At 72.1% G+C, this 19,356-nt stretch carries 16 protein-coding genes; 5 read left to right on the plus strand and 11 right to left on the minus strand.

The genetic code is table 11. From position 1 onward, the window contains the following. Positions 1 to 187 precede the first annotated feature (187 nt). Positions 188 to 1,624, plus strand: a complete 1,437-nt coding sequence (locus BU204_RS28380; RefSeq protein WP_075128842.1) for a gamma-aminobutyraldehyde dehydrogenase — start codon at positions 188 to 190, stop codon at positions 1,622 to 1,624. On the opposite strand, the gene BU204_RS28385 is transcribed toward BU204_RS28380, so the two are convergent. The 6 genes from BU204_RS28385 to BU204_RS28410 are packed head-to-tail and all read right to left on the minus strand — an operon-like array spanning position 1,621 to position 7,197. Next, the gene (locus BU204_RS28385; RefSeq protein ID WP_075128898.1) at positions 1,621 to 1,923 is read right to left on the minus strand and encodes a hypothetical protein; all 303 of its coding nucleotides are present in this window, start codon (positions 1,921 to 1,923) and stop codon (positions 1,621 to 1,623) included. The two genes, BU204_RS28380 and BU204_RS28385, sit on opposite strands and share 4 nt — an antisense overlap. Positions 1,924 to 1,939: 16 nt before the next feature. Then, positions 1,940 to 3,115: a saccharopine dehydrogenase family protein gene (locus BU204_RS28390; RefSeq protein ID WP_075128843.1), complete on the minus strand. Its 1,176-nt coding sequence runs from the start codon at positions 3,113 to 3,115 to the stop codon at positions 1,940 to 1,942. Beyond that, a complete protein-coding gene (locus tag BU204_RS28395; RefSeq protein ID WP_075128844.1) occupies positions 3,112 to 3,915 on the minus strand; it encodes an ABC transporter permease in 804 nt (267 codons plus the stop codon). Before BU204_RS28395 ends, BU204_RS28390 begins: the two co-directional genes overlap by 4 nt. Beyond that, positions 3,916 to 4,845, minus strand: a complete 930-nt coding sequence (locus BU204_RS28400) for an ABC transporter permease (protein ID WP_233160708.1) — start codon at positions 4,843 to 4,845, stop codon at positions 3,916 to 3,918. It abuts the gene before it with no gap. Further along, complete coding sequence (locus BU204_RS28405) at positions 4,842 to 5,978, minus strand: ABC transporter ATP-binding protein (RefSeq protein ID WP_075128845.1); 1,137 nt, start codon at positions 5,976 to 5,978, stop codon at positions 4,842 to 4,844. The genes BU204_RS28400 and BU204_RS28405 overlap by 4 nt, the downstream gene beginning before the upstream one ends. 4 nt (positions 5,979 to 5,982) lie before the next feature. After that, positions 5,983 to 7,197, minus strand: a complete 1,215-nt coding sequence (locus BU204_RS28410; RefSeq protein ID WP_075128846.1) for an ABC transporter substrate-binding protein — start codon at positions 7,195 to 7,197, stop codon at positions 5,983 to 5,985. Between the two features lie 109 nt (positions 7,198 to 7,306). Here BU204_RS28410 and BU204_RS28415 point away from each other — a divergent pair, with 109 nt between their 5' ends. Then, positions 7,307 to 7,804 (plus strand): Lrp/AsnC family transcriptional regulator, encoded by a 498-nt coding sequence (locus tag BU204_RS28415; protein ID WP_075128847.1) that lies wholly within the window; start codon positions 7,307 to 7,309, stop codon positions 7,802 to 7,804. A gap of 90 nt (positions 7,805 to 7,894) precedes the next feature. Next, positions 7,895 to 9,268 (plus strand): aspartate aminotransferase family protein, encoded by a 1,374-nt coding sequence (locus BU204_RS28420; protein ID WP_075128848.1) that lies wholly within the window; start codon positions 7,895 to 7,897, stop codon positions 9,266 to 9,268. Positions 9,269 to 9,286: 18 nt separating this feature from the next. Here the strand turns inward: BU204_RS28420 and BU204_RS28425 are convergent, their stop codons facing one another. Continuing rightward, the gene (locus tag BU204_RS28425) at positions 9,287 to 10,183 is read right to left on the minus strand and encodes an NmrA family NAD(P)-binding protein (protein WP_075128849.1); all 897 of its coding nucleotides are present in this window, start codon (positions 10,181 to 10,183) and stop codon (positions 9,287 to 9,289) included. 142 nt (positions 10,184 to 10,325) lie between these two features. Between BU204_RS28425 and BU204_RS28430 the strand changes: the two genes are divergently transcribed. Both BU204_RS28430 and BU204_RS28435 read left to right on the plus strand, forming a co-directional pair. Then, positions 10,326 to 11,273 carry an AraC family transcriptional regulator gene (locus BU204_RS28430; RefSeq protein WP_198943023.1) on the plus strand — a complete coding sequence of 316 codons (948 nt, stop codon included), beginning with the start codon at positions 10,326 to 10,328 and terminating at the stop codon, positions 11,271 to 11,273. 79 nt (positions 11,274 to 11,352) lie between these two features. Next, positions 11,353 to 11,874, plus strand: a complete 522-nt coding sequence (locus BU204_RS28435) for a hypothetical protein (RefSeq protein ID WP_075128851.1) — start codon at positions 11,353 to 11,355, stop codon at positions 11,872 to 11,874. A gap of 62 nt (positions 11,875 to 11,936) precedes the next feature. Here the strand turns inward: BU204_RS28435 and BU204_RS28440 are convergent, their stop codons facing one another. From BU204_RS28440 to BU204_RS28455, 4 genes are all read right to left on the minus strand, one after another. Next, positions 11,937 to 14,072: a S1 family serine peptidase gene (locus BU204_RS28440; RefSeq protein ID WP_075128852.1), complete on the minus strand. Its 2,136-nt coding sequence runs from the start codon at positions 14,070 to 14,072 to the stop codon at positions 11,937 to 11,939. Positions 14,073 to 14,274: 202 nt separating this feature from the next. After that, complete coding sequence (locus BU204_RS39480) at positions 14,275 to 18,435, minus strand: NAD(P)/FAD-dependent oxidoreductase (RefSeq protein WP_075128853.1); 4,161 nt, start codon at positions 18,433 to 18,435, stop codon at positions 14,275 to 14,277. Continuing rightward, complete coding sequence (locus BU204_RS28450; RefSeq protein WP_083661721.1) at positions 18,436 to 18,687, minus strand: ferredoxin; 252 nt, start codon at positions 18,685 to 18,687, stop codon at positions 18,436 to 18,438. Next, a complete protein-coding gene (locus tag BU204_RS28455) occupies positions 18,684 to 19,268 on the minus strand; it encodes a ferric reductase-like transmembrane domain-containing protein (RefSeq protein ID WP_233160710.1) in 585 nt (194 codons plus the stop codon). The genes BU204_RS28450 and BU204_RS28455 overlap by 4 nt, the downstream gene beginning before the upstream one ends. Positions 19,269 to 19,356: the final 88 nt, after the last annotated feature.

Consider the following 19,356-nt stretch of genomic DNA (forward strand, 5'->3'; position numbering starts at 1 on the left):
AGACGGCGGTCAAGCGGACGCGCGGAGCGAACAATCAAACACAGCCGCGACCGCAGGGAGCAAGTCAACCGCGAGCGGCGACCCGACAACAACACGAAACCAGTTGCCAGGACCCTTGAACAACACGGATTCAGTAGCGAAGATGGCACTCGACCGCCGCGATCCTCAACCCCTGGGAGACCCGGACATGACCGAGAAGCAGGTCCTGCGTAACTTCGTCGGCGGGTCCCACACCGAGCCGGTCGACGGCCGGTACGCCGACCTGGTCGATCCCAGCACCGGCGACGTCTTCGCCTCGGCTCCCGTCTCCGGCCCCGAGGACGTCGACCGCGCCATGGCCGCCGCCGCGACCGCCTTCGAGACCTGGGGCACCGCCACTCCCCGGGAACGCCAGCTCGCCATGCTCCGCTTCGCCGACGCGATCGAGGCGCGCGCCGAGGATCTCGTCGACGCGGAGACCCGCAACACGGGCAAGCCGCGGCAGCTCACGCTCGACGAGGAGCTCCCGCCCTCGATCGACCACTTCCGGTTCTTCGCCGGCGCCGCCCGCGTCCTGGAAGGCAAGTCGGCCGGCGAGTACCTCGCCGGCCACACCAGCTACGTCCGCCGCGAGCCGATCGGCGTCTGCGCGCAGGTCACCCCCTGGAACTACCCCCTGATGATGGCCGTCTGGAAGATCGCCCCGGCGATCGCCGCCGGCAACACGGTGGTACTCAAGCCCTCCGACACCACACCGGTGTCGACACTTCTGCTGGCCGAGATCGCCGCCGAGTGCTTCCCGCCCGGCGTGTTCAACGTGGTGTGCGGCGACCGTGACACCGGACGCGCGCTGGTCGCCCACCCCACGCCCCAGCTCGTGTCGATCACCGGCTCCACCCGGGCCGGGCGCGAGGTCGCCACCGCCGCGGCGGCCGACCTCAAGCGCACCCATCTCGAGCTCGGCGGCAAGGCCCCCGTCGTGCTGTTCGACGACGCCGACGTGGCAGCCGCGGCCGAGGCGATCGCGGTCGGCGGCTACTTCAACGGCGGCCAGGACTGCACCGCGGCCACCCGGGTACTGGCGGCCCCCGGCCTCTACGAGGAGCTGGTCGCGGCGCTGACCGACCAGGCGAAGAACACTCGCACCGGTCCCCCGTCCGACCCGGACGTCCTCTATGGACCGTTGAACAACGCCAACCAGCTGAACCGGGTGAGCGGCTTCGTCGACCGCCTGCCCGACCACGCCACAGTCCACACCGGCGGTTCACGGGTCGGCGAGCGCGGCTTCTTCTACGCCCCGACGGTGGTCTCCGGCGTGCGGCAGGACGACGAGATCATCCAGGACGAGGTCTTCGGCCCGGTCATCACCGTCCAGCGCTTCACCGACGAGGACGAGGCCGTGCGCTTCGCCAACGGCGTCGAGTACGGCCTGGCCGCGTCGGTGTGGACGAGGGATCACGGCCGCGCGATGCGGATGACCGCGCGGCTGGACTTCGGCTGCGTCTGGGTGAACACCCACATCCCGTTCATCTCCGAGATGCCCCACGGCGGCTTCAAGCACTCCGGCCACGGCAAGGACCTGTCGATGTACGGCCTGGAGGACTACACCCGACTCAAGCACGTCATGCACAACATCGAGGGCTAACCGCGACGCCGCACCTCCTCGGACACCTGGTCCATGAACCAGCGCATGATCTCGTAGGGAACGACGGTCTCGCCGGCGCCGTGCAGGTGGACGGTCGGCTCGCGTTCCGGGTCCTCGTCGGGGACCACCGCCGTCAGAAAGGCGTCTCCGGCCAGGTGGGTGACCGAGCCGGGGATCTCCGCCCACTCGGCCGGCGCCGGCACGGCCTCGCTCAGCTCGACGTGCCAGGCGGAGTCAGGTACGGCGTAGTGATGCTGGACGGCGTAGCGACGCTCGCCGTGCACACGGAACTCCGGCATGTCCACACGGTGCCACTCACCGCTCCTCGCGCAGGCCCCAGGGTGAGCCGTACTCGGTGAGCAGGTCCAGGAAGGGCGCGGCGGGGAACGCCTCCGGGCCGAGCACGCCAACGCCCTTCCAGGCACCGGTCGCCAGCAGCTCCAGCGCCACCACGGGGTTGATCGCGGTCTGCCAGGCGACGGCCTGGTGGCCGTACTCGCGCATCGACCACTCGTTGTCCACGACGTGGTAGAGGTAGACCTCGCGCGGCTCGCCGGACAGTCCCGTACCGCGCACCCACGTGCCCGCGCAGGTGCGACCGGTCATCCTCGGCCCGAGCCGCGCCGGGTCGGGCAGGCAGGCGGCCACCACGTCGCGCGGGGACACCGACACCCCGCCCACCCGCACCGGGTCGGTCGAGTCCAGGCCCAGCTTGTGCAGCGTGCGCAGGACGTCGATGAACTCCGTACCGAGGCCGTACTTGAACGTCACCCGGTTCGCCTCCACCCAGCGCGGGATCAGCAGCACCTCCTCGTGCTCCACGTTCACGCACTCGACCGGGCCGATGCCCTCCGGGAAGTCGAACACCTCGGGCTCGGAGAACGGCTCGGTGGTGTACCAGCCCCGGCTGCGTTCCCAGACCACCGGCGGGTTCAGGCACTCCTCGATCGTCGTCCAGATCGAGAACGTGGGGGCGAAGTCGTAGCCGGACACGACGAGGTTCGCCCCGTCCCGCACCCCGATCTCGTCGATGGAGGAGAACAGGGTGTCGGCGGCGTGGCGGGCGAACACGTCGGAGAGCCCGGGCTCCACACCCATGCCCACGAGCGCCAGCCGACCGGCCGAGGACCAGTCCGCCGCCGCCGCGAACTGCTCGTCGCCCAGCTTCACACCGTCCCTTGTGGACAACGACATCGCCATGTCGAGGTAGTCCGCGCCGGCGGCCAGGGCCCCGTCGAAGATCGGCATGACGAAGCGCGGGTCGACCGCGTTGAGAACGTGGGTGATCCGGTGGGCCTGGCACAGCTCGGTCACCGCCGCCGACGACGAGGCGTCGAGCGCCGCGGCGGTGAAGCGGGCGTCCGGCGTCGCGGCGCTCGCGCGGTCGAACTCGTAGTCGGCGACCACATAGGACTCGAAGAAGTCCCGCCTGGCCGCGATCGACACGGCCGCCGAGCCGACCGCGCCGGCCCCCACCTGCAGCACCCTCATACGACCCTTGCCTTCCGCCGCCCGCGCAGCTGCACGACCAGCACCAGTACGAACGCGAGCAGGAACACCGCGGTGCCGATCACGTTGACCTCCCGGGGAATCCCGCGCTGGGCCGCGCCCCAGACGAACATCGGGAAGGTCACCGTCGTGCCGGAGTTGAAGTTGGTGATGATGAAGTCGTCGAAGGACAGCGACAGCGACAGCATCGCCGCGGCCGCGACGCCGGGCAGCACCAGCGGCAGCGTCACCCTGCGGAAGGTCTGCCACTCGTCGGCGTAGAGGTCCATCGCCGCCTCCTGCAGCCGCGGGTCCAGGCCGGCGAGCCGTGCCTTGACCGTGACGACCACGAACGACAGGCAGAACAGGACGTGGGCGACGACGACCGTCCAGAACCCCAGCGGCACCCGCAGCGTGACGAACAGCGCCAGCAGCGACGAGCCCAGCACCACCTCCGGTGTCGCCATCGGCAGGAACACCAGTACGTTGGCGGTCGCCCGACCGCGGAAGCGGTGCCGCGCCATGGCGAACGCCATCAGCGTGCCGAGCACGGTGGCCAGGACCGTCGCGACCAGCGCGATCCCCACGCTGACCCGCAGCGCGTCGCCGATCCCCGCGGTGGCGAAGGGGTGCAGCCAGTAGTCCAACGTCCACTGGGCGGACAGGTCGTAGGACAGCCGGCTGGTCGGGCGGTTCAGCGACAGCAGGAACACCACGAGGATCGGCAGGAACAGATAGGCCAGGACCAGCAGGCCGACCGCGAGCACCCAGTGGTCGGCCAGCCAGCGCCAGAAGCGGTGCACTCAGACCACCTCCTCTGTTCCAGCGGCACGCACATAGGACAGGACCATCACCAGAATCGTGGCCATCAGCAGGAACGACAGCGCCGCGGCCTGCGGGTAGTCCAGCCGCACCAGGAACGCCGAGTCGATCACGTTGCCCACCATGTACTGGTTGGGCGTGCCGAGCAGCTCGGCGTTGATGTAGTCGCCGGCGGCGGGGATGAACGTGAGCAGCGTGCCGGCCACCACGCCGGGCATGGACAGCGGCAGCGTGACCCAGCGGAAGGTCGTCACCGGCTTCGCGTACAGGTCTCCGGCCGCCTCGAGCAGCCGCCCGTCGAGCCGCTCCAGGCTGGCGTAGAGCGGCAGCACCATGAACGGCAGGAAGTTGTACACCAGCCCGCACACCACCGCCGCGGGGGTGGCGAGCAACCGGAAGTCGTCGGGAACGAACGGGACGGCGCGTAGGACCCCCACCACCGGACCGTTGTCCGACAGGATCGACTTCCAGGCCAGCGTGCGGACCAGGAACGTGGTGAAGAACGGTGCGATGACGCACACCAGCAGCAGGGTGCGCCACCGGCCGGCCTTGTGCGCGATGGCGTAGGCCAGCGGGTAGCCGAGCACCAGGCAGATCACCGTGGCGATGCCGGCGTAGCCGGCCGAGCGCAGCAGGTGCGGCCAGTAGGCCCCGATCGCGTCGAGGTAGTTGACGAAGGCGAAGGTCTGCGAGTAGCCGGTCTCCAGGCTGCCCGACCGGTCGTAGAGGCTGGTGCCGGCGAGCTGGACCGAGGGCACCACGAAGAACAGCAGCAGCCAGAGGCCGCCGGGGAGCAGCAGCAGGTAGGGCGTGAGCCGCCGCCTCCGCCGTCCCGCCACCGCCTCCACCGGCACCGGCGGCGGGCCGCCGGGGGTAGCGGCACCCGCGGCCGCACCGACAGCGGCCGTCACGGCGCGACGCCCAGCGGGTCGGCCGCGTACTGCGCGACCTCGTCACCCGACCCCGCCGGTCGGTCCAGGACGAACGAGTGCGCCGGGTACCAGTAGGCGACGACCTCCGTACCCGGCGCGAGCGGCTCGCCCGCCGACTGGTTCGCCGAGAACACCGACATCTCCTGGTCCCAGGGAGTCCGCAGCAGGTACTCGGTGCTCACCCCGGCGTAGCAGGTGTCGGTGAGCACGCCGCGCACCTGGTTGTGCCCGGCCGGGGCCGGCTCGCCCGGGGCCGTGAGCCGCACCTTCTCCGGGCGCACGCCCAACCACACCCGCCCCTCGGTGGAGCGCGCGCGGGCGGCCGGTGCCGCGAACCGGGCGCCGTGCGCGGTCAGCTCGAGGTCCGCACCGGAGCGGCCGGCGACCTCGGCGGCGAACAGGTTGGACTGGCCGAGGAAGTTCGAGACGAATGGGTTCACGGGGAACTCGTAGATGTCGGTCGGCGCGCCCTGCTGCTCGATTCGGCCCTCGTTCATCACCGCGACCGTGTCGGCCATCCACATGGCCTCCTCCTGGTCGTGGGTGACGTGCAGGAACGTCGTGCCGACCTCGGTCTGGATGCGCTTGAGCTCGATCTGCATCTGGCGCCGCAGCTTGAGGTCCAGGGCCCCGAGCGGCTCGTCGAGCAGCAGCACCCGCGGCTCGTTCACCAGCGCCCTGGCCAGTGCGACGCGCTGCTGCTGGCCACCGGAGAGCTGGGCGGGCCTGCGTTTCTCGTACCCGGGTAACTGGACCAGCTCGAGCATCTCGGCCACCTTGGCCGCGACGTCGCGGCGGCCGCGCCGGCGCAGGCCGAACGCGATGTTCTCGCCGATGTCCAGGTGCGGGAACAGGGCGTAGCTCTGGAAGACGGTGTTGACCGGCCGGCGGTACGGGCGCAGCGCGGTGATGTCCTGGTCACCGAGCCGGATGGTGCCCACGCTCGGCTCCTCGAGCCCGGCGACCATGCGCAGGGTGGTGGTCTTGCCGCAGCCGGAGGCGCCGAGCAGCGCGAAGAAGCTGCCCTGCGGCACGGTCAGGCTCAGCTCGTCGACGGCGGTCATCGTGCCGAACCGCTTGGTGACGCCGGTCAGAACAAGGTCCTCAGCCATGCCGCTACGCTCCGATCACCTGCTGGAACTTCTGCTCGAAGATGCGCTCCTGGGCCTCGTTCAGCGCCATGAAGACCTTCGCCGTGGACAGCACGGACTCGTCCGGGAAGATCAGCGGGTTGGCCGCGAGCTCCGGGTCGATCTTCTCCATCTCGGCCTGAGCACCCTGGACCGGACAGATGTAGTTGACGTACGCCGCGAGCTCGGCGGCGACCGCGGGCTCGTAGTAGTAGTTGATCCACTCCTGCGCGTTGGCGCGGTGGGTCGCCCGGTTCGGCACCTGCATGTTGTCCGACCACAGCATGACGCCGGACTCGGGCGTGACGAACCGGATGTTCTCGTCGGTGAAGTTGAGCTGGATGACGTCGCCGGACCAGCCGACGCACGCGGCGATGTCGCCCCTGGCCAGCTCCTGGGCGTAGTCGTTGCCGGTGAACCGGCGGATCTGTCCGGAGTCGACGGCCACCTGGAGGGTGGTGAGCGCCTCGTCGAACTGGTCCTCGGTGAAGTCGGCCGGGTCGTGGCCCATCGACAACATGATCAGGCCCATCGTGTCGCGCATCTCCGACAGGCAGGTGACCTTGCCGTGCAGGTCGGGCCGGGTGAGCAACTCCTCGACGGTGCGGACCTCCTTGGCGACGGTGCCGTTGTAGGCGATCCCGGCGAGGCCGGTCTGCCAGGGCACGGCGTAGTCGGTCCCCGGGTCCCAGGAACGGCCGCGCAGCGAGTCGAGCAGGTTCGCCTCGACGTTGGGCAGGGCCGACCGGTCGAGCTTCTGCACCCAGCCCAGGCGGATCATCCGGGCTGCCATCCAGTCGGTGAGGACCATGATGTCCCGGTCGACCGGCTGGCAGGCGGAGAGCTGGTTGCGCACCTTGCCGAAGAACTCGTTGTTGTCGTTGACGTCCTCCTGGTAGGTCACGTCGATGCCGGTACTCGCGACGAAGGCGTCCAGCGTCGGCCGCCGGCTCTCGTCGTTCTCGTCGACGTCGATGTAGAGCGGCCAGTTGGAGATCGTGAGCCGTGGGTCGTCGGCGGACTCGTCGGTGCTGCGGCAGCTGTCCGGGCTCTGCCGGGTGCCGCGCATGCCGCACGCGCTCAGCATGCTCCCGGCGCCGACCGCGGCGCCCGCGGTGAGCAGGCCGCGCAGTACCGTCCGGCGCGACCACGTCGCGTCGAGCACCGCAGCCGCCTCCGGGGAGAGCCGCCTCGTTCGCATGGCGACTGATACTGACAGGCGACTGGGCTCCTCACAAGGGATTCCGTTGTCACCATCGCGCTACGCAACGAAATACGGCAGACTTATTGGCGTAACCAGGGAGGACTGAATGGCGGATTCCGCACCGGAGCGACGCGTTGTGGTGCGCGAGGGTGGCCAGCACGCCCTGCTCGACGACGTGGCCAAGGGGATCATCGAGCAGCTGCAGGAGGACGGGCGGCGACCCTACGCCACGATCGGCCGGGCGGTCGGGCTCTCGGAGGCGGCCGTGCGCCAGCGGGTGCAGCGACTGCTCGACGCCGGCGTGGTGCAGATCGTGGCGGTCACCGACCCGCTCCAGCTGGGCTTCGCCCGGCAGGCCATGGTCGGGCTGCGGACCTCGGCCGATCTCGAGGAGACCGCGGACCGGCTCGCCGACATCCCCGAGGTGGACTACGTAGTGATCACCGCGGGTTCGTTCGACCTGCTGGCCGAGGTCGTCGCCCGCAACGACGACCACCTGCTGGAGATCCTCAAGGAGATCCGCGCGGTGCCCGGGGTGACCACGACCGAGGCGTTCGTGTACCTGAAGCTGCGCAAGCAGACCTACTCCTGGGGCACACCCTGACCACGAAATCCGTAGCACTAAGTCGTCCACACTACGGATTCGTTTGTCTTCGCTCTTGTCAGGCACGGCTTCGTGTGCGATAACCGATCCATGGCCAGCATCGACTCCCGAGCCGCCGACCACCTCTGGATGCACTTCACCCGGATGTCGTCCTACGCGGACGCCCCGGTGCCCACGATCGTCCGCGGCGACGGCGCCTACCTGTTCGACAGCAACGGCAAGCGCTACCTCGACGGGCTGTCCGGGCTGTTCGTGGTGCAGGTCGGCCACGGTCGGGAGGAGCTCGCGGACGCCGCCGCCAAACAGGCCCGCGAGCTCGCGTACTTCCCCATCTGGTCCTACGCCCACCCCAAGGCCGTCGAGCTGGCCGAGCGGCTGGCCTCGCTGGCACCCGGCGACCTGAACCAGGTCTTCTTCACCACCGGCGGCTCCGAGGCGGTGGAGAGCGCCTGGAAGCTCGCCCGGGCCTACTTCCGGCTCGTCGGCAAGCCCACGAAGCACAAGGTGATCTCCCGTTCGATCGCCTACCACGGGACGTCGATGGGGGCGTTGTCGATCACCGGGCTGCCCGGCCTGAAGGCCGACTTCGAACCGCTGGTGCCCTCGACGATCCGGGTCCCGAACACGAACCTGTACCGGGCGCCCGCGGGCACGGCCGGTCCGGACGGCACCGACGCCGAGGCGTTCGGGCGGTGGGCGGCGGACCGGATCGAGGAGGCGATCCTGTTCGAGGGCGCGGACACGGTCGCGGCGGTCTACCTGGAACCGGTGCAGAACGCGGGCGGCTGCTTCCCGCCCCCGCCCGGGTACTTCCAGCGCGTGCGGGAGATCTGCGACCGCCACGACGTGCTGCTGGTGTCCGACGAGGTGATCTGCGCCTTCGGGCGCCTCGGGGAGTACTTCGGCGCCCAGCGCTACGGCTACCAGCCCGACATCATCACCTGCGCCAAGGGACTGACCAGCGGCTACGTCCCGCTCGGGGCAATGCTGGCCAGCGACCGCCTGGCCGAGCCGTTCCGCACCGGCACCAACTGGTTCGCCCACGGCGTGACCTTCGGCGGGCACCCGGTGGCCTCGGCCGTCGCGCTGGCCAACCTCGACCTGTTCGCCCGCGAGGACCTCAACGGCCACGTGCGGCGCAACACCGACCTGTTCCGCTCCTACCTCGACCGCCTCCGCGACCTCCCGATCGTCGGCGACGTGCGCGGCGACGGCTACTTCTTCGGCATCGAGCTGGTGAAGGACAGGACGACCCGGGAGACCTTCGACGAGGCCGAGTCCGAGGCGCTGCTGCGCGGCTTCCTGTCCCGCGCCCTGTTCGAGAACGGGTTGTACTGCCGCGCGGACGACCGGGGCGACCCGGTCGTCCAGCTGGCGCCCCCGCTGATCTGCGAGGAGGCCCAGTTCGCGGAGATCGAGCAGATCCTGCGCGGCGTCCTCACCGAGGCATGGACCCGGTTGTAGGCCCGGTGGTCGAACCCGTCAGGCCGGCACCGCCCGGTCGGCCTCGGCGAGCGTCGGGGCGAAGTCGGTGAGGTCGGTCGGGGTGGTGGCGGCCGAGGTGCGGCCCTGGCTCGCGACCCTGCCCTCGTTGAGCGCGCGGCCCAGCCGCACGTGCAGGTCAGCCGCCTCCTCCGACATCCCGGCGGCGACCAGGCCGGCGGCCATGTCCGCGTACGGCACCGGGAGGTAGGGCAGGTCCGGCTGCCCGACGGCCGCGCCGAGGATCGAGGCCACCTCCGGGTAGGTGAGGTCCCGCGGCCCCAACACCTCCCGGACCGCGACGCCCTCCCAGTCCCGTGTGGACAGCGCGGCGGCGGCGACCGCGGCCACGTCTCGGCTCGCCACCATGGGCACGGCCACCTCCGGCGCGACGACGTCGGTCAACCGGCCCTCGTGGCGCACGCCCGCCAGCACGGGGAGGAAGCTCTCGAAGAACAGGCCGGGCCGCAGCAGCAGCACGTTCGTCCCGACCAGCGTGCGCAGGCGGACCTCCTGGTCGTGCAGGGTGGTCACCAGCCCAGTGTCCATCGAGGACTCCGCGCCGAGCGAGCTCAGCGCCACCAGGTGCCCCACCTCGGCCGCCGCGGCGGCGGCCACGACCGCGGTGCCCAGCCGGGCGGTGCGTGCGCGGAAGTCCGGCCAGGTCGGGTCGTTGGGCAACAGCGTGTACACCGCGTCCACGCCGCGGAAGGCCTCGGTCAGGTAGCCGACGTCGGTCGGGTCGCCGACGCGCACCTCGGCCCCGGCCTCGCCGAGCGGGGCCAGCCGCCCGGCACCGCGGCCCAGCGCCCGGACCTGGTGGCCCTCGCGCAGCAGGGTCAGCGTGACCGCTCGCCCCGTGTTGCCGGTCGCCCCCAGCACAGTGATCGTTCCCATGGTCGCCTCCTCGGCGCTCGGAATTGCTTCGAGTCCAGTTTCACGAGGCGGGATCGGACGTACCATGCCCAGCAGACCAACTTTCCTGCCCGTTCGTCCAGCAGCGATGGACTGTCGGTGCCTGCGCGGCCATCCTGGGCACGTGCGTGACAATCCCGTCGCGGCGGACCCGCTCGGCGAGGCGCTGCACTTCCTGCACCTGGTCGGCCGGTTCTACTGCCGCTCCGAGCTGACCGCCCCCTGGGGCATGGCCCTGCACCCGATGCCCGACCACCTCTGGTTCCACGTCGTGACCTCGGGGCAGTGCCTGCTCGAGGTCGGCCAGGAGACGATGACGCTGCGGACCGGCGAGCTCGCGCTGGTCCCCCACGGCGAGGGCCACGTCCTACGTAGCGCCGCGGGCGTCCCGGCTCCCCGGATCGACCGGCTGCACCACGACTACGAGAGCGACCGCTACGCGATCCTGCGGCACGGCGGAGGCGGCACGCCGGCGACGCTGGTCTGCGGGGCGGTGCGGATCGAGCATCCGGCCGCCCGGCACCTGGTCGACCTGCTCCCCCGGATCGTCCACCTCGAACCCGGCGAGGGACTGCGCGAGGACTGGATGCACAGCACGCTGCGCCTGCTCGCCGCGGAGGCGCGGGAGCTGCGCCCCGGCGGCGAGACGGTGATCACCCGGCTGTCCGACCTCCTGGTGATCCAGGCGATCCGGACCTGGATCGACAACGCCCCCGCGGCCGGAACGGGATGGCTCGGCGCCCTGCGGGACCCGGTCGTCGGCCGCGCGATCACGCTGATCCACCAGGACCCGGCGCGACCGTGGACCGTCGCCGCGCTCGCCGACGAGCTCGCCATGTCCCGCTCCGCGTTCGCCGCGCGCTTCACCGAGCTCGTGGACGAGCCGGCCATGCGGTACGTCACCCGGTGGCGGATGTACCTGGCGCGCGAGTGGCTGCGCGAGGACGGCGCCACGGTCGCGGCGCTGGCCGCGCGGCTCGGCTACCAGTCCGAAGCCGCGTTCAGCCGCGCCTTCAAGCGCGTGGTGGGGATCTCACCCGGTGCCGCTCGTCGCGTCGCGCCCGCCGGTTGACGACCCGGGGTTTGCAATACAGCCCCGGTTGGAGGCAAGATCTGGCGTCAGTTGCCTGCTGAAGCGGTGGAAGGAACCCGTGCACGACCAGACCGTGCAGGTCGACGACCTCCGGCTCGTCGCGCTGCCAAGCGCCATGAACTGCGCAGATCTCTTCGTGCGGTTCACCCTGACCGAATGGCGGGTCACGTCGATGCTCGACGACGTCGCGAACACCACCAGGAGCCTGGTGCGTGCCGTGGTCGGCGAGGTCGACAAGTCCGCGCCTCCCGCGATGATCACCGTCCGGCTTCGATTGTCCGGAAGCCGGCTGTCGGTGGAGATCGAGGACGACCGGGTGGTGCCACGCCTCGTGGTGCCCCCGGAGCTGCCCACCTCGAGCAGTGGCGTCGAGATCCTGCCCGGCGGACGCCAGATGATCTGGTCGGACCTTCCGCTGCCGACGGGGATGGACGCGACCGTGGTTCCGCTGCCCCGACGCGGGACCACCCGAGCGGCGGCCGTCCGCCCGGCCGAGGAGGAGTCCTCCACCAACCTCGACGACGACGTGATGAAGCGGATCCTCAACGCGCTCAAGCGCGAACCGGGGCATCCCGAGTAGAGCACGGAGAACACGCCGCGCGGCCGGTGCCCGGGAGTGCCCGGACACCGGCCGCGTGCGGTCTACAGCTGGGACCAGGCGAGCTGGACGGTGCCCCGGTGGACGTTGTAGCCGTCGACCCAGATCCAGTACGTCGTGCCCGCCGAGGCGGTGAACTCGATCTGTGACTGCAGCGTCCCGTTGGCGTCGTCGTTGAACGCCGTCGCGGTCAGCTCGACGCCGGACTCGTTGGCGGCCGCGGCGAGGACCGTGTCGAAGTCCGACCCCGCCGTGCCGAACCGGAACGTGGCCGACGCGGGTGCGGTCCAGCGCCACCAGATCGAGGCGTCCGGCGTGGACCCGAAGTTCGGCTCACCCGGCTCGGCGGTGGCCCGCGCGTTCGACCCGGACCTCGCGCCGGCCGCCCCCGCGATCGGCGTGGCGTCGTTGAACAGGTCGTTGCTCGGCGGGTTCACGGCATGGCCGAGGACCGCGTTCCCCCGTCCGCCGGCGTAGCCGCTGAGCTGGATCAGGTAGGTCGTGCCGGCGGTGGCCGGGAACGACATCAACGACTGGAGCATGCCGTTGCTGTCGTCGTTGGCCGCGACCTGCACCATGGACGGCAGCGACCCGGTGTAGGCGGCCAGCGTCGTGTCGTAGTTCGAGCCGAAGGTGGAGAACCTGGCCGTACCGGACTCCGGCGCGGTCCACCGGTACCAGACCGAGGAGTCGCCCCGGGCGAAGACCGCGGCGGGCTCGCCGGCCTGACCGGTCGCGCGGGCGGTGCTGACGAACACCGGGCCGCCGGCCGCGCGGGCGAGGTCCGGCGCGCTCGCGACGTCGTCGTTGTCGGGGCGGTTCACGCCGTAGCTGAGCCGGTAGGTGCCGTAGTCGAAGCCGAAACCGTCGACCTGGATCCGGTAGGTGGTGCCGGCGACGGCGTTGAACTCGACCTCGGACTGGAGCGAGCCGTTGGCGTCGTCGTTGCTCGCCACGGCGGACAGGCCGGTGACCGACGCTCCGGTGTAGACGTTCACCTGCGAGTCGAACCCGTGCTGGTTCACCGCGATCTGCGCGTTGCCGGACTCGGTCGGCGTCCACGTGTACCAGACCGACGCCTCCACACCGGCCTCGCCCGGGTCGAGCGTGGCGCTGTCGTTGCTGCCGGTCACCGAGCCCGCGTTGCCCGACAGCGCCTGGGCGGAGCCGAAGCGGTCGTTGCCCGGCCGCAGGATCTGGCTGTTGACGAAGCTCTGCATGCCGCCCTGGTGCAGCTCGCCGTAGACACCCGGCTTGTTCGGCAGCGCACAGCCGGTACCCCAGCTGACGTCGCCGACCTGGATGTCCTGCGTCGGCGAGGTGATCACCAGTGGGCCGCCCGAGTCGCCCTGGCAGGAGTCCTGGCCGCCGGCCAGCGGACCGGCACCGATCATCGTCGCCGGGTCGAAGTCCGAGCCGTAGACCTGGGGCTGGGTCATGGTCGCGTCCGCCTGGATCGGCACGGCCACCTCGAGCAGCTGGTTGGACGACGAGGCGAGGCCGGTGGAGCCGTGCCCGATGACCGTCGAGGTGTCGCCCGGGTCGACCAGGTTGAGCTCGTTGCCCTGCGCCAGCCGCAGCCACTGCGCACCGCTGTCGGTACGGGTGATGGGGCTGGCGAGGGTCAGCACGGCGACGTCGTTCTGGAAGGTGCCGGGGTTCCAGCCGGGATGGACGGCGATCCCGCTGATGTTGCGCACCACGCCGACGTCGCCGCCCGACAGCGTGGTTCCACCGACGGTCACCTGGAGGCTCGCCGGGGTTGTGCCGCCGTCGACGCAGTGCGCCGCGGTGAGCACCTTGGTCGTGGTCAGCAGGGAGCCGCCGCAGAAGAAGTCGCCCGTGCCGCCGCTGGAGCTCTGCAGTGAGACGAAGTAGGGGTACTCGCCCAGGCTCGCGGGCGCGCCCCCGACGATCCGCTTGTTGGGGCCGTTGGGCCTGGTCTCCGGGCCGGGGACCTTCTCGTCGATGGCCAGCGGCGCGGGCGCGGCCGAGGTGGCCAGCCGGGTCTTGCCGACCGTCGGCGCTACGTAGGGCGCCTCGGCCGGCTTGTCGCCTTCCGGTGCCGCGCCCGCCGGTGCCGCGGCGCCCAGAACCAGCGCCGTGCCACCGACCAGTCCGACGATCTCTCGCCACCAGGCCCGTGCTCTGGCCCGCGAGGCAATGCTGGAACCCAGCATGCTGTCCGCCCTTCTCACGTCGTCCACTCCAGGTGGGAAAAAACTTCCCGGGAGGTATGGAGCGGTGGCGAGGGGGGCAGATACGAGCGCGGCGCGGGTCCGCCCGTTCGGGCGACATCCCGCGCCGCGCGCGCGTTTCACCCCGACAAGGGGGGTCGTGACGTGAAAGTGGACGGCTGGGCGACGGTGCCCGGCACGCCGATCAACCCATCGGGGTGATCTCCTCGTACCGCGAGGGGTCCTCGATGCCCGGCTTCGACCTGGTCACCGGTGGCAGCGCGGAGACCGTGCCGGGGGGCGGCATCTCGGTCGTGCTCCGGCGGCGCCGGGACGAGCTCTTCCGGGCGGAACCGCCCCGTGCGGGCTTGGGCGGGTCGGGGAGGATGGGTGCCGCGCGGCCGGCTGGGGGTTGACCGGCCGCGCGGCTGTCGGGGGGCGGGGGGTCGGATGGGCTCAGGGGTCGGGCCGTGCGGTCGTCGGCCGGGTGGGCCGGCGGGGTCGGCGCCTCGGCCGGGGGAACCGAGGCGAACAACCGCTCCCGCGGTGGCGTGTCGGGCACGGTCACCGGCGGCGGCGCCTGCCGAGCGACCGCGGGCATCCCGCCGGAGGAGGGGGGTTCCGGCCACGGCGGCCGGGTGGCCTCGTGGGCCGGCGCCATGCCGCGCGAGGACGCGGTCGCCGGAGGCATCCCCGGCGAGGAGGCGACGGCCGAGGGCCACCGACCGGACGCCGACGGGTCACCGACCCGCGGCATCCCCGGCGAGGAGCCGGTAGCCGGCCACATCCCGGGCGAGGACGCCTGCGGCCCCATCGGGCCGCGGGCCGGCGGCATCCCCGGGGAGGACGCCTGCGGCGCCACCCCGCCGAAACCACGAGCCGGAGGCATCCCCGGCGAGGAGGCGACGGCCGAGGGCCACCGACCGGACGCCGACGGGTCACCGACCCGCGGCATCCCGGGCGAGGAGACCTGGGCGGCGCCGTTCACCGGGCGACCGTTCCCGACCGGGGGCATCCCGGCCGCGGACCCGTTCACCGGCCTGCCGCCCCAGGACGGGCCACCCGACCCGTTCACCGGCGGAGCCTCCACCGGCGGCAACCCAGCAGCAGAACCATTCACCGGCCTGCCATCCCAGGACGAACCACTCGACCCGTTCACCGGCCTGCCGCCCCACGACGGGCCACCCGACCCGTTCACCGGCGGAGCCTCCACCGGCGGCAACCCAGCAGCGGAACCGCTCGCCGGGCGGCCGTTCCAGGACGAGCCGGTCAGCGACCGGACCTCGGTGACCTCGCTCGAGGAGAGCGCGGAGCCGTTGACCGGCGGCATGCCGGACGAGGAGGCACCCGCCCACCCGGCGGACGATCCGTTCACCGGACGGCCGTTGCGGCTCGGCGGGTCGACCGGACGCATGCGCGCGGAGGAGGCACGGGGGTCCTGCACCGGCGGCACCCCGCGCGCGGACCGCGGCGGCTCGACGCCCGGCGAGAACGCGTAGGCCGGCGGCATCCCCGACGACGAGGCGGTCGCCGCCGAGGTCCCGGGCGAGGTCGCATCCACCGGCGAAGCGCCGGCGAACGACGACGTGGCCCGGGTGGCGGGTCTCTCGCTCGGCCGTCGCTCGACCGGTGCGAGCCGGTGCGCGGAGGCCTGTGCGGAGCCCTGTGCCAAGCCCTGTGCCAAGCCCTGTGCCAAGCCGTGGTCGCCCGGCCGCGTCGGCGGGAGGCTGGGCTGGGACAGGCTGGGCGGGGACAGGTCCGCGGGCAGCAGGCGTGCCGCCGACGAGGTGGCCCGCGACGTGCTGGGGGCGACGAACCTGGTCTGCACCGGCGGCGTGGCGGCGCGGGCCGGTGGCAGCCCCGGAGAGGTGGCCCCGGAGAACCTCGCGCGGGTCGGCGGCGGGGTCTCCCGCACGGGGGCGGCGGGAACCGCCGTCGAGGACGCACCGGGGGCGGAGAACCTGGCCGGCGCCGGAGGAACCTCGGGCGCGCTGTGGGAGCCGCTCCGCGAGCGACCGTTGCGCCGCGCGGGAGGCAGCGGCGGCGGCTCGTCGTCCGGCGCCGCGTGGCGACCGGAACGCTGCTCCCCCGCCGGCTTCATCAGCGGGACGGAGGCCAGCGCCGGACCGGCGGCCGGCTCGCTCGGCGCGGCCACCGACGGCCAGGGCGACTTGGTGCGCGAGAGAGGCGTAGCGGCGATCGACTCGGTCATCACCTCCGCCTGGGCTCGCCGCTGTGCCCGGGTCAGGTTGGTCTCCCGAACCACCGGGATCGACTGGGTGGGATCCGCGGCCTCCCGAGAACGCCGCCCGAAGGGCGCCGAGTCCGTACTACCGACCGGGGGTATCGAGTCAGTCACCTCCTCCGCTGTGGTCCGGTGCTTCGAGTCACCAGAACCAACCGAGCGCCCGACATCCGAGCGCCGCCCCGACGGCGCCGGACCACCCGCGCGAACCGCGGGCATCGAGGGCATCGAGTCCATCGGGCCGACCGGTCGGGCCGGGGGTGGGGGCTCCACCGCCGGCTCCGGCCGGACCATCGTCGTCTCCAGTGCGTTGGGGGGCGGCACCGGGGGGCGAACCGCCGACGTGGTGGCGGGGGCCGCCGGGGGTGGTGTCCGCACTGCCGTCGACTCGAGCGCCGTCCGGTCCGGGGTCGGGGGATCCACCCCGGGGTCCGGCTTGCGCACGACCGGAAGCCTGGGCGCCGAGTCGACGGCCGGCATCGACAACCACGAGTCCATCGCCTGGACCGAGGGCAGCTCCGGCCAGGAGTCGCTCGGCCGTGCCGCCGGCCGCATCGAGGGCCACGAGTCCTCGGGCCCGAGCGGGGGCCCGTCCATCGGGTCGATCGGCGGGATCGACGGCCCGGTACCCCTCGCCCGCGAGGGCCAGGAGATCTCCGGCCCGAGCGGACGCTGGTCCCTGCCGCCGCCACCGCCGCCACCGCCGGGCGGCAGTGCCGAACCGCGGTCGGACGGCAGGGCCGACCAGGAGTTCGCGGGGCCGTGCTCGGAGCCGGCGGACATGCCGCCGGCGGAGGCCATGGCGCCGACCGCCGGCACCGGCACCGACCGCCGGATGACCCGGATCTCGGTCTGGCTCTCCGCCTCGACCTCCGGCGCCGGCGCGGGTTCCGGCGCCGCCGGGGCCGCGGCGCGCACCGGCGCTGGGCGCCGCCGCATCGCCTCGGTGGTCCGTTCGTCCAGCTCGGCGGTCCAGTGCAGCATCCCCTTCGGGCTGTCGAAGCCCATCACCCCGAGCAGCTCGCCGTTGCTCACGTACCCGGTGATCCGGTGGCCCACGTTCACCGAACCGGCCAGCGGCACCGTGTCCTGGGCGAGCGCGGGAAGCCCGGCGCCCTGGATGCGCATGCCGTGCTGGTCGGTCCAGAACCGGGGCAGGGGCGTGAACGGCTTTGCCGCCTCCCGGCCGGCCAGCAGGTTCTCCGCGGCGGCCCGGCCCATCTCGACGGCGTTCAGCCAGTGCTCGACGCGGCGGGGGGCGGTGTCGAACCTCAGGTTCGGCCAGCGCGCCACGTCACCGGCCGCGACGACGTCGTCGGCGCCAATGGCGTGGCAGGTCGCGTCGCACATCACGCCGTCGTCGAGGATCAGGCCGGAGCCGCGCAGCCAGCTCACCGCGGGCACAGCGCCGACGGCCAGCACGACACAGCTCGCGACCACGACCTGCCCGGTCGTGAGGTGCATCGCCACGCCGTCGCTCTGGCGCACCCAGTGGTGCACCTCGGCCTCGGTGATGATCTGCACGCCGTGCGCGTCGTGCAGGGCGGTGACCGTCTCACCGAGGTCGGTGCCGGGCACCCTGGTCAGCAGGCCGCTGTCCTTGGTGACGATCGTCGCGTCGCGACCCAGTGCCCGGGCGGCCGAGGCCAGCTCACAGGCGAGGAAGCCGCTGCCGATGACCGCGAGGCCGCCCTTGCCGCGGCGCAGGCTCTTCTGCACGGCGACCGCGTCGGCGACCGTACGCACCACGTGCACCCTCGGGTCGTGCCGGGGGGCGCCCGGCAGGTGCTTGGCCTGTGAGCCGGTCGCGATGACCAGGCCGTCGTAGTCGATCTCCTCGCCGCCGGGCAGGTGCAGCACGTGCTCGTCCGGCTCCAGGTGCGAGGCCCGCACGCCGTAGCGCCAGACCGCGTCGAGGTCGGTGAGCACCGGCAGGACGAGGTCGCGGGGGCGGGCGGTGCCCGTCAGCAGGTGCTTGGTCAGCCCCGGACGGTGATAGGTGCGGTAGGGCTCCTCCCCGATGATGACCAGCTCACCACCGAAGTTCAGCTCTCGCAACCGTTCGGCGGCACGGAGCCCTGCGGCCCCGCCGCCGACGACGACGATTCGCTCCCGACCCATCTAACGCCTCTCGTTCAACGCGATCGCGAGCATCGGGCAGCTGCGCACAGCCGCCTTCGCCTGCTCGATCTCCGTGGCCGGCACCGATCGCAGGTACCGGAGACCGCCGTCGGTCGACATGCGGAACAGTGTCGGCGCCTCCGCGACACAGATCCCGTAGCGACGGCAGCGGTCGTTGTCCACGCTCAGGTGGTGGCGCGAGCGGTCCCTGGTACCCGTCCCGCTCGCGGTCTTCGTCTTGCGCGCGCTCATCGCCGGTCCTCCACCAGGCCGGCGGTGGACAGCGCCCGGGCCGGCATGAACCGCAGGCACATCACCACGACCGTGGGCACCAGCAGGGTGATCCCGCCGAGCCACACCGCGGACAGCGTGCCGCTGGCGAGCGCGCCGAAGAAGGCGTGGATGACGCCCAGGACGAAGGCCGGGTAGGTGAGCCGGTGGATCCACGCCCAGCGCCAGTAGGACATCCAGCGCTTGAGCCCGACCGCGATCGAGGCGGCCAGCATGCCCTCGAGGGCGAGGGTGCCGAAGGCGTAGCGCAGTGTTCCGGTGAACGGAACGAACACGTCGACGAAGCGGAACGCTCCGCTGTCGAGCATCAGCAGGGTGGTGCCGTGGACGGCCGCGAACGCCATGGCCAGGGTGGCCAGGATCTGGTGGCTGTTGCGCAGCGCCTCGCGGCCAGTGATCCGGTTGACCCATCCGGTACTGGTCAGCACGCCCCAGACCAGCGTCAGGCACATGAGTGCGTACGCGAGTCGGGCCGACAGCGTCGACACCTCGAGCACGCCACTGTCGTGCCCGGCGTCGGCAGCCGCCAGGTAGATGTGCACCAGACTCCTCCGAAGGGGCTAGGGACGGGTACGGCGGGCAGGTCGGCGGAGCCCCGACCTGCCCGCCCGCCGGAACCGCGGACGCGGG

Source organism: Actinophytocola xanthii (assembly GCF_001921205.1).
In the GTDB taxonomy this organism is placed as follows: Bacteria; Actinomycetota; Actinomycetes; order Mycobacteriales; family Pseudonocardiaceae; genus Actinophytocola; species Actinophytocola xanthii.

What these genes read in the sequence shown, in the direction of transcription:
- BU204_RS28380 (WP_075128842.1), top strand. Translation starts at nt 188, where the DNA reads ATGACCGAGAAGCAGGTCCTGCGTAACTTCGTCGGCGGGTCCCACACC.
- BU204_RS28385 (WP_075128898.1), bottom strand. Translation starts at nt 1,923, where the DNA reads ATGCCGGAGTTCCGTGTGCACGGCGAGCGTCGCTACGCCGTCCAGCAT.
- BU204_RS28390 (WP_075128843.1), bottom strand. Translation starts at nt 3,115, where the DNA reads ATGAGGGTGCTGCAGGTGGGGGCCGGCGCGGTCGGCTCGGCGGCCGTG.
- BU204_RS28405 (WP_075128845.1), bottom strand. Translation starts at nt 5,978, where the DNA reads ATGGCTGAGGACCTTGTTCTGACCGGCGTCACCAAGCGGTTCGGCACG.
- BU204_RS28410 (WP_075128846.1), bottom strand. Translation starts at nt 7,197, where the DNA reads ATGCGAACGAGGCGGCTCTCCCCGGAGGCGGCTGCGGTGCTCGACGCG.
- BU204_RS28415 (WP_075128847.1), top strand. Translation starts at nt 7,307, where the DNA reads ATGGCGGATTCCGCACCGGAGCGACGCGTTGTGGTGCGCGAGGGTGGC.
- BU204_RS28420 (WP_075128848.1), top strand. Translation starts at nt 7,895, where the DNA reads ATGGCCAGCATCGACTCCCGAGCCGCCGACCACCTCTGGATGCACTTC.
- BU204_RS28425 (WP_075128849.1), bottom strand. Translation starts at nt 10,183, where the DNA reads ATGGGAACGATCACTGTGCTGGGGGCGACCGGCAACACGGGGCGAGCG.
- BU204_RS28440 (WP_075128852.1), bottom strand. Translation starts at nt 14,072, where the DNA reads ATGCTGGGTTCCAGCATTGCCTCGCGGGCCAGAGCACGGGCCTGGTGG.
- BU204_RS39480 (WP_075128853.1), bottom strand. Translation starts at nt 18,435, where the DNA reads ATGGGTCGGGAGCGAATCGTCGTCGTCGGCGGCGGGGCCGCAGGGCTC.
- BU204_RS28450 (WP_083661721.1), bottom strand. Translation starts at nt 18,687, where the DNA reads ATGAGCGCGCGCAAGACGAAGACCGCGAGCGGGACGGGTACCAGGGAC.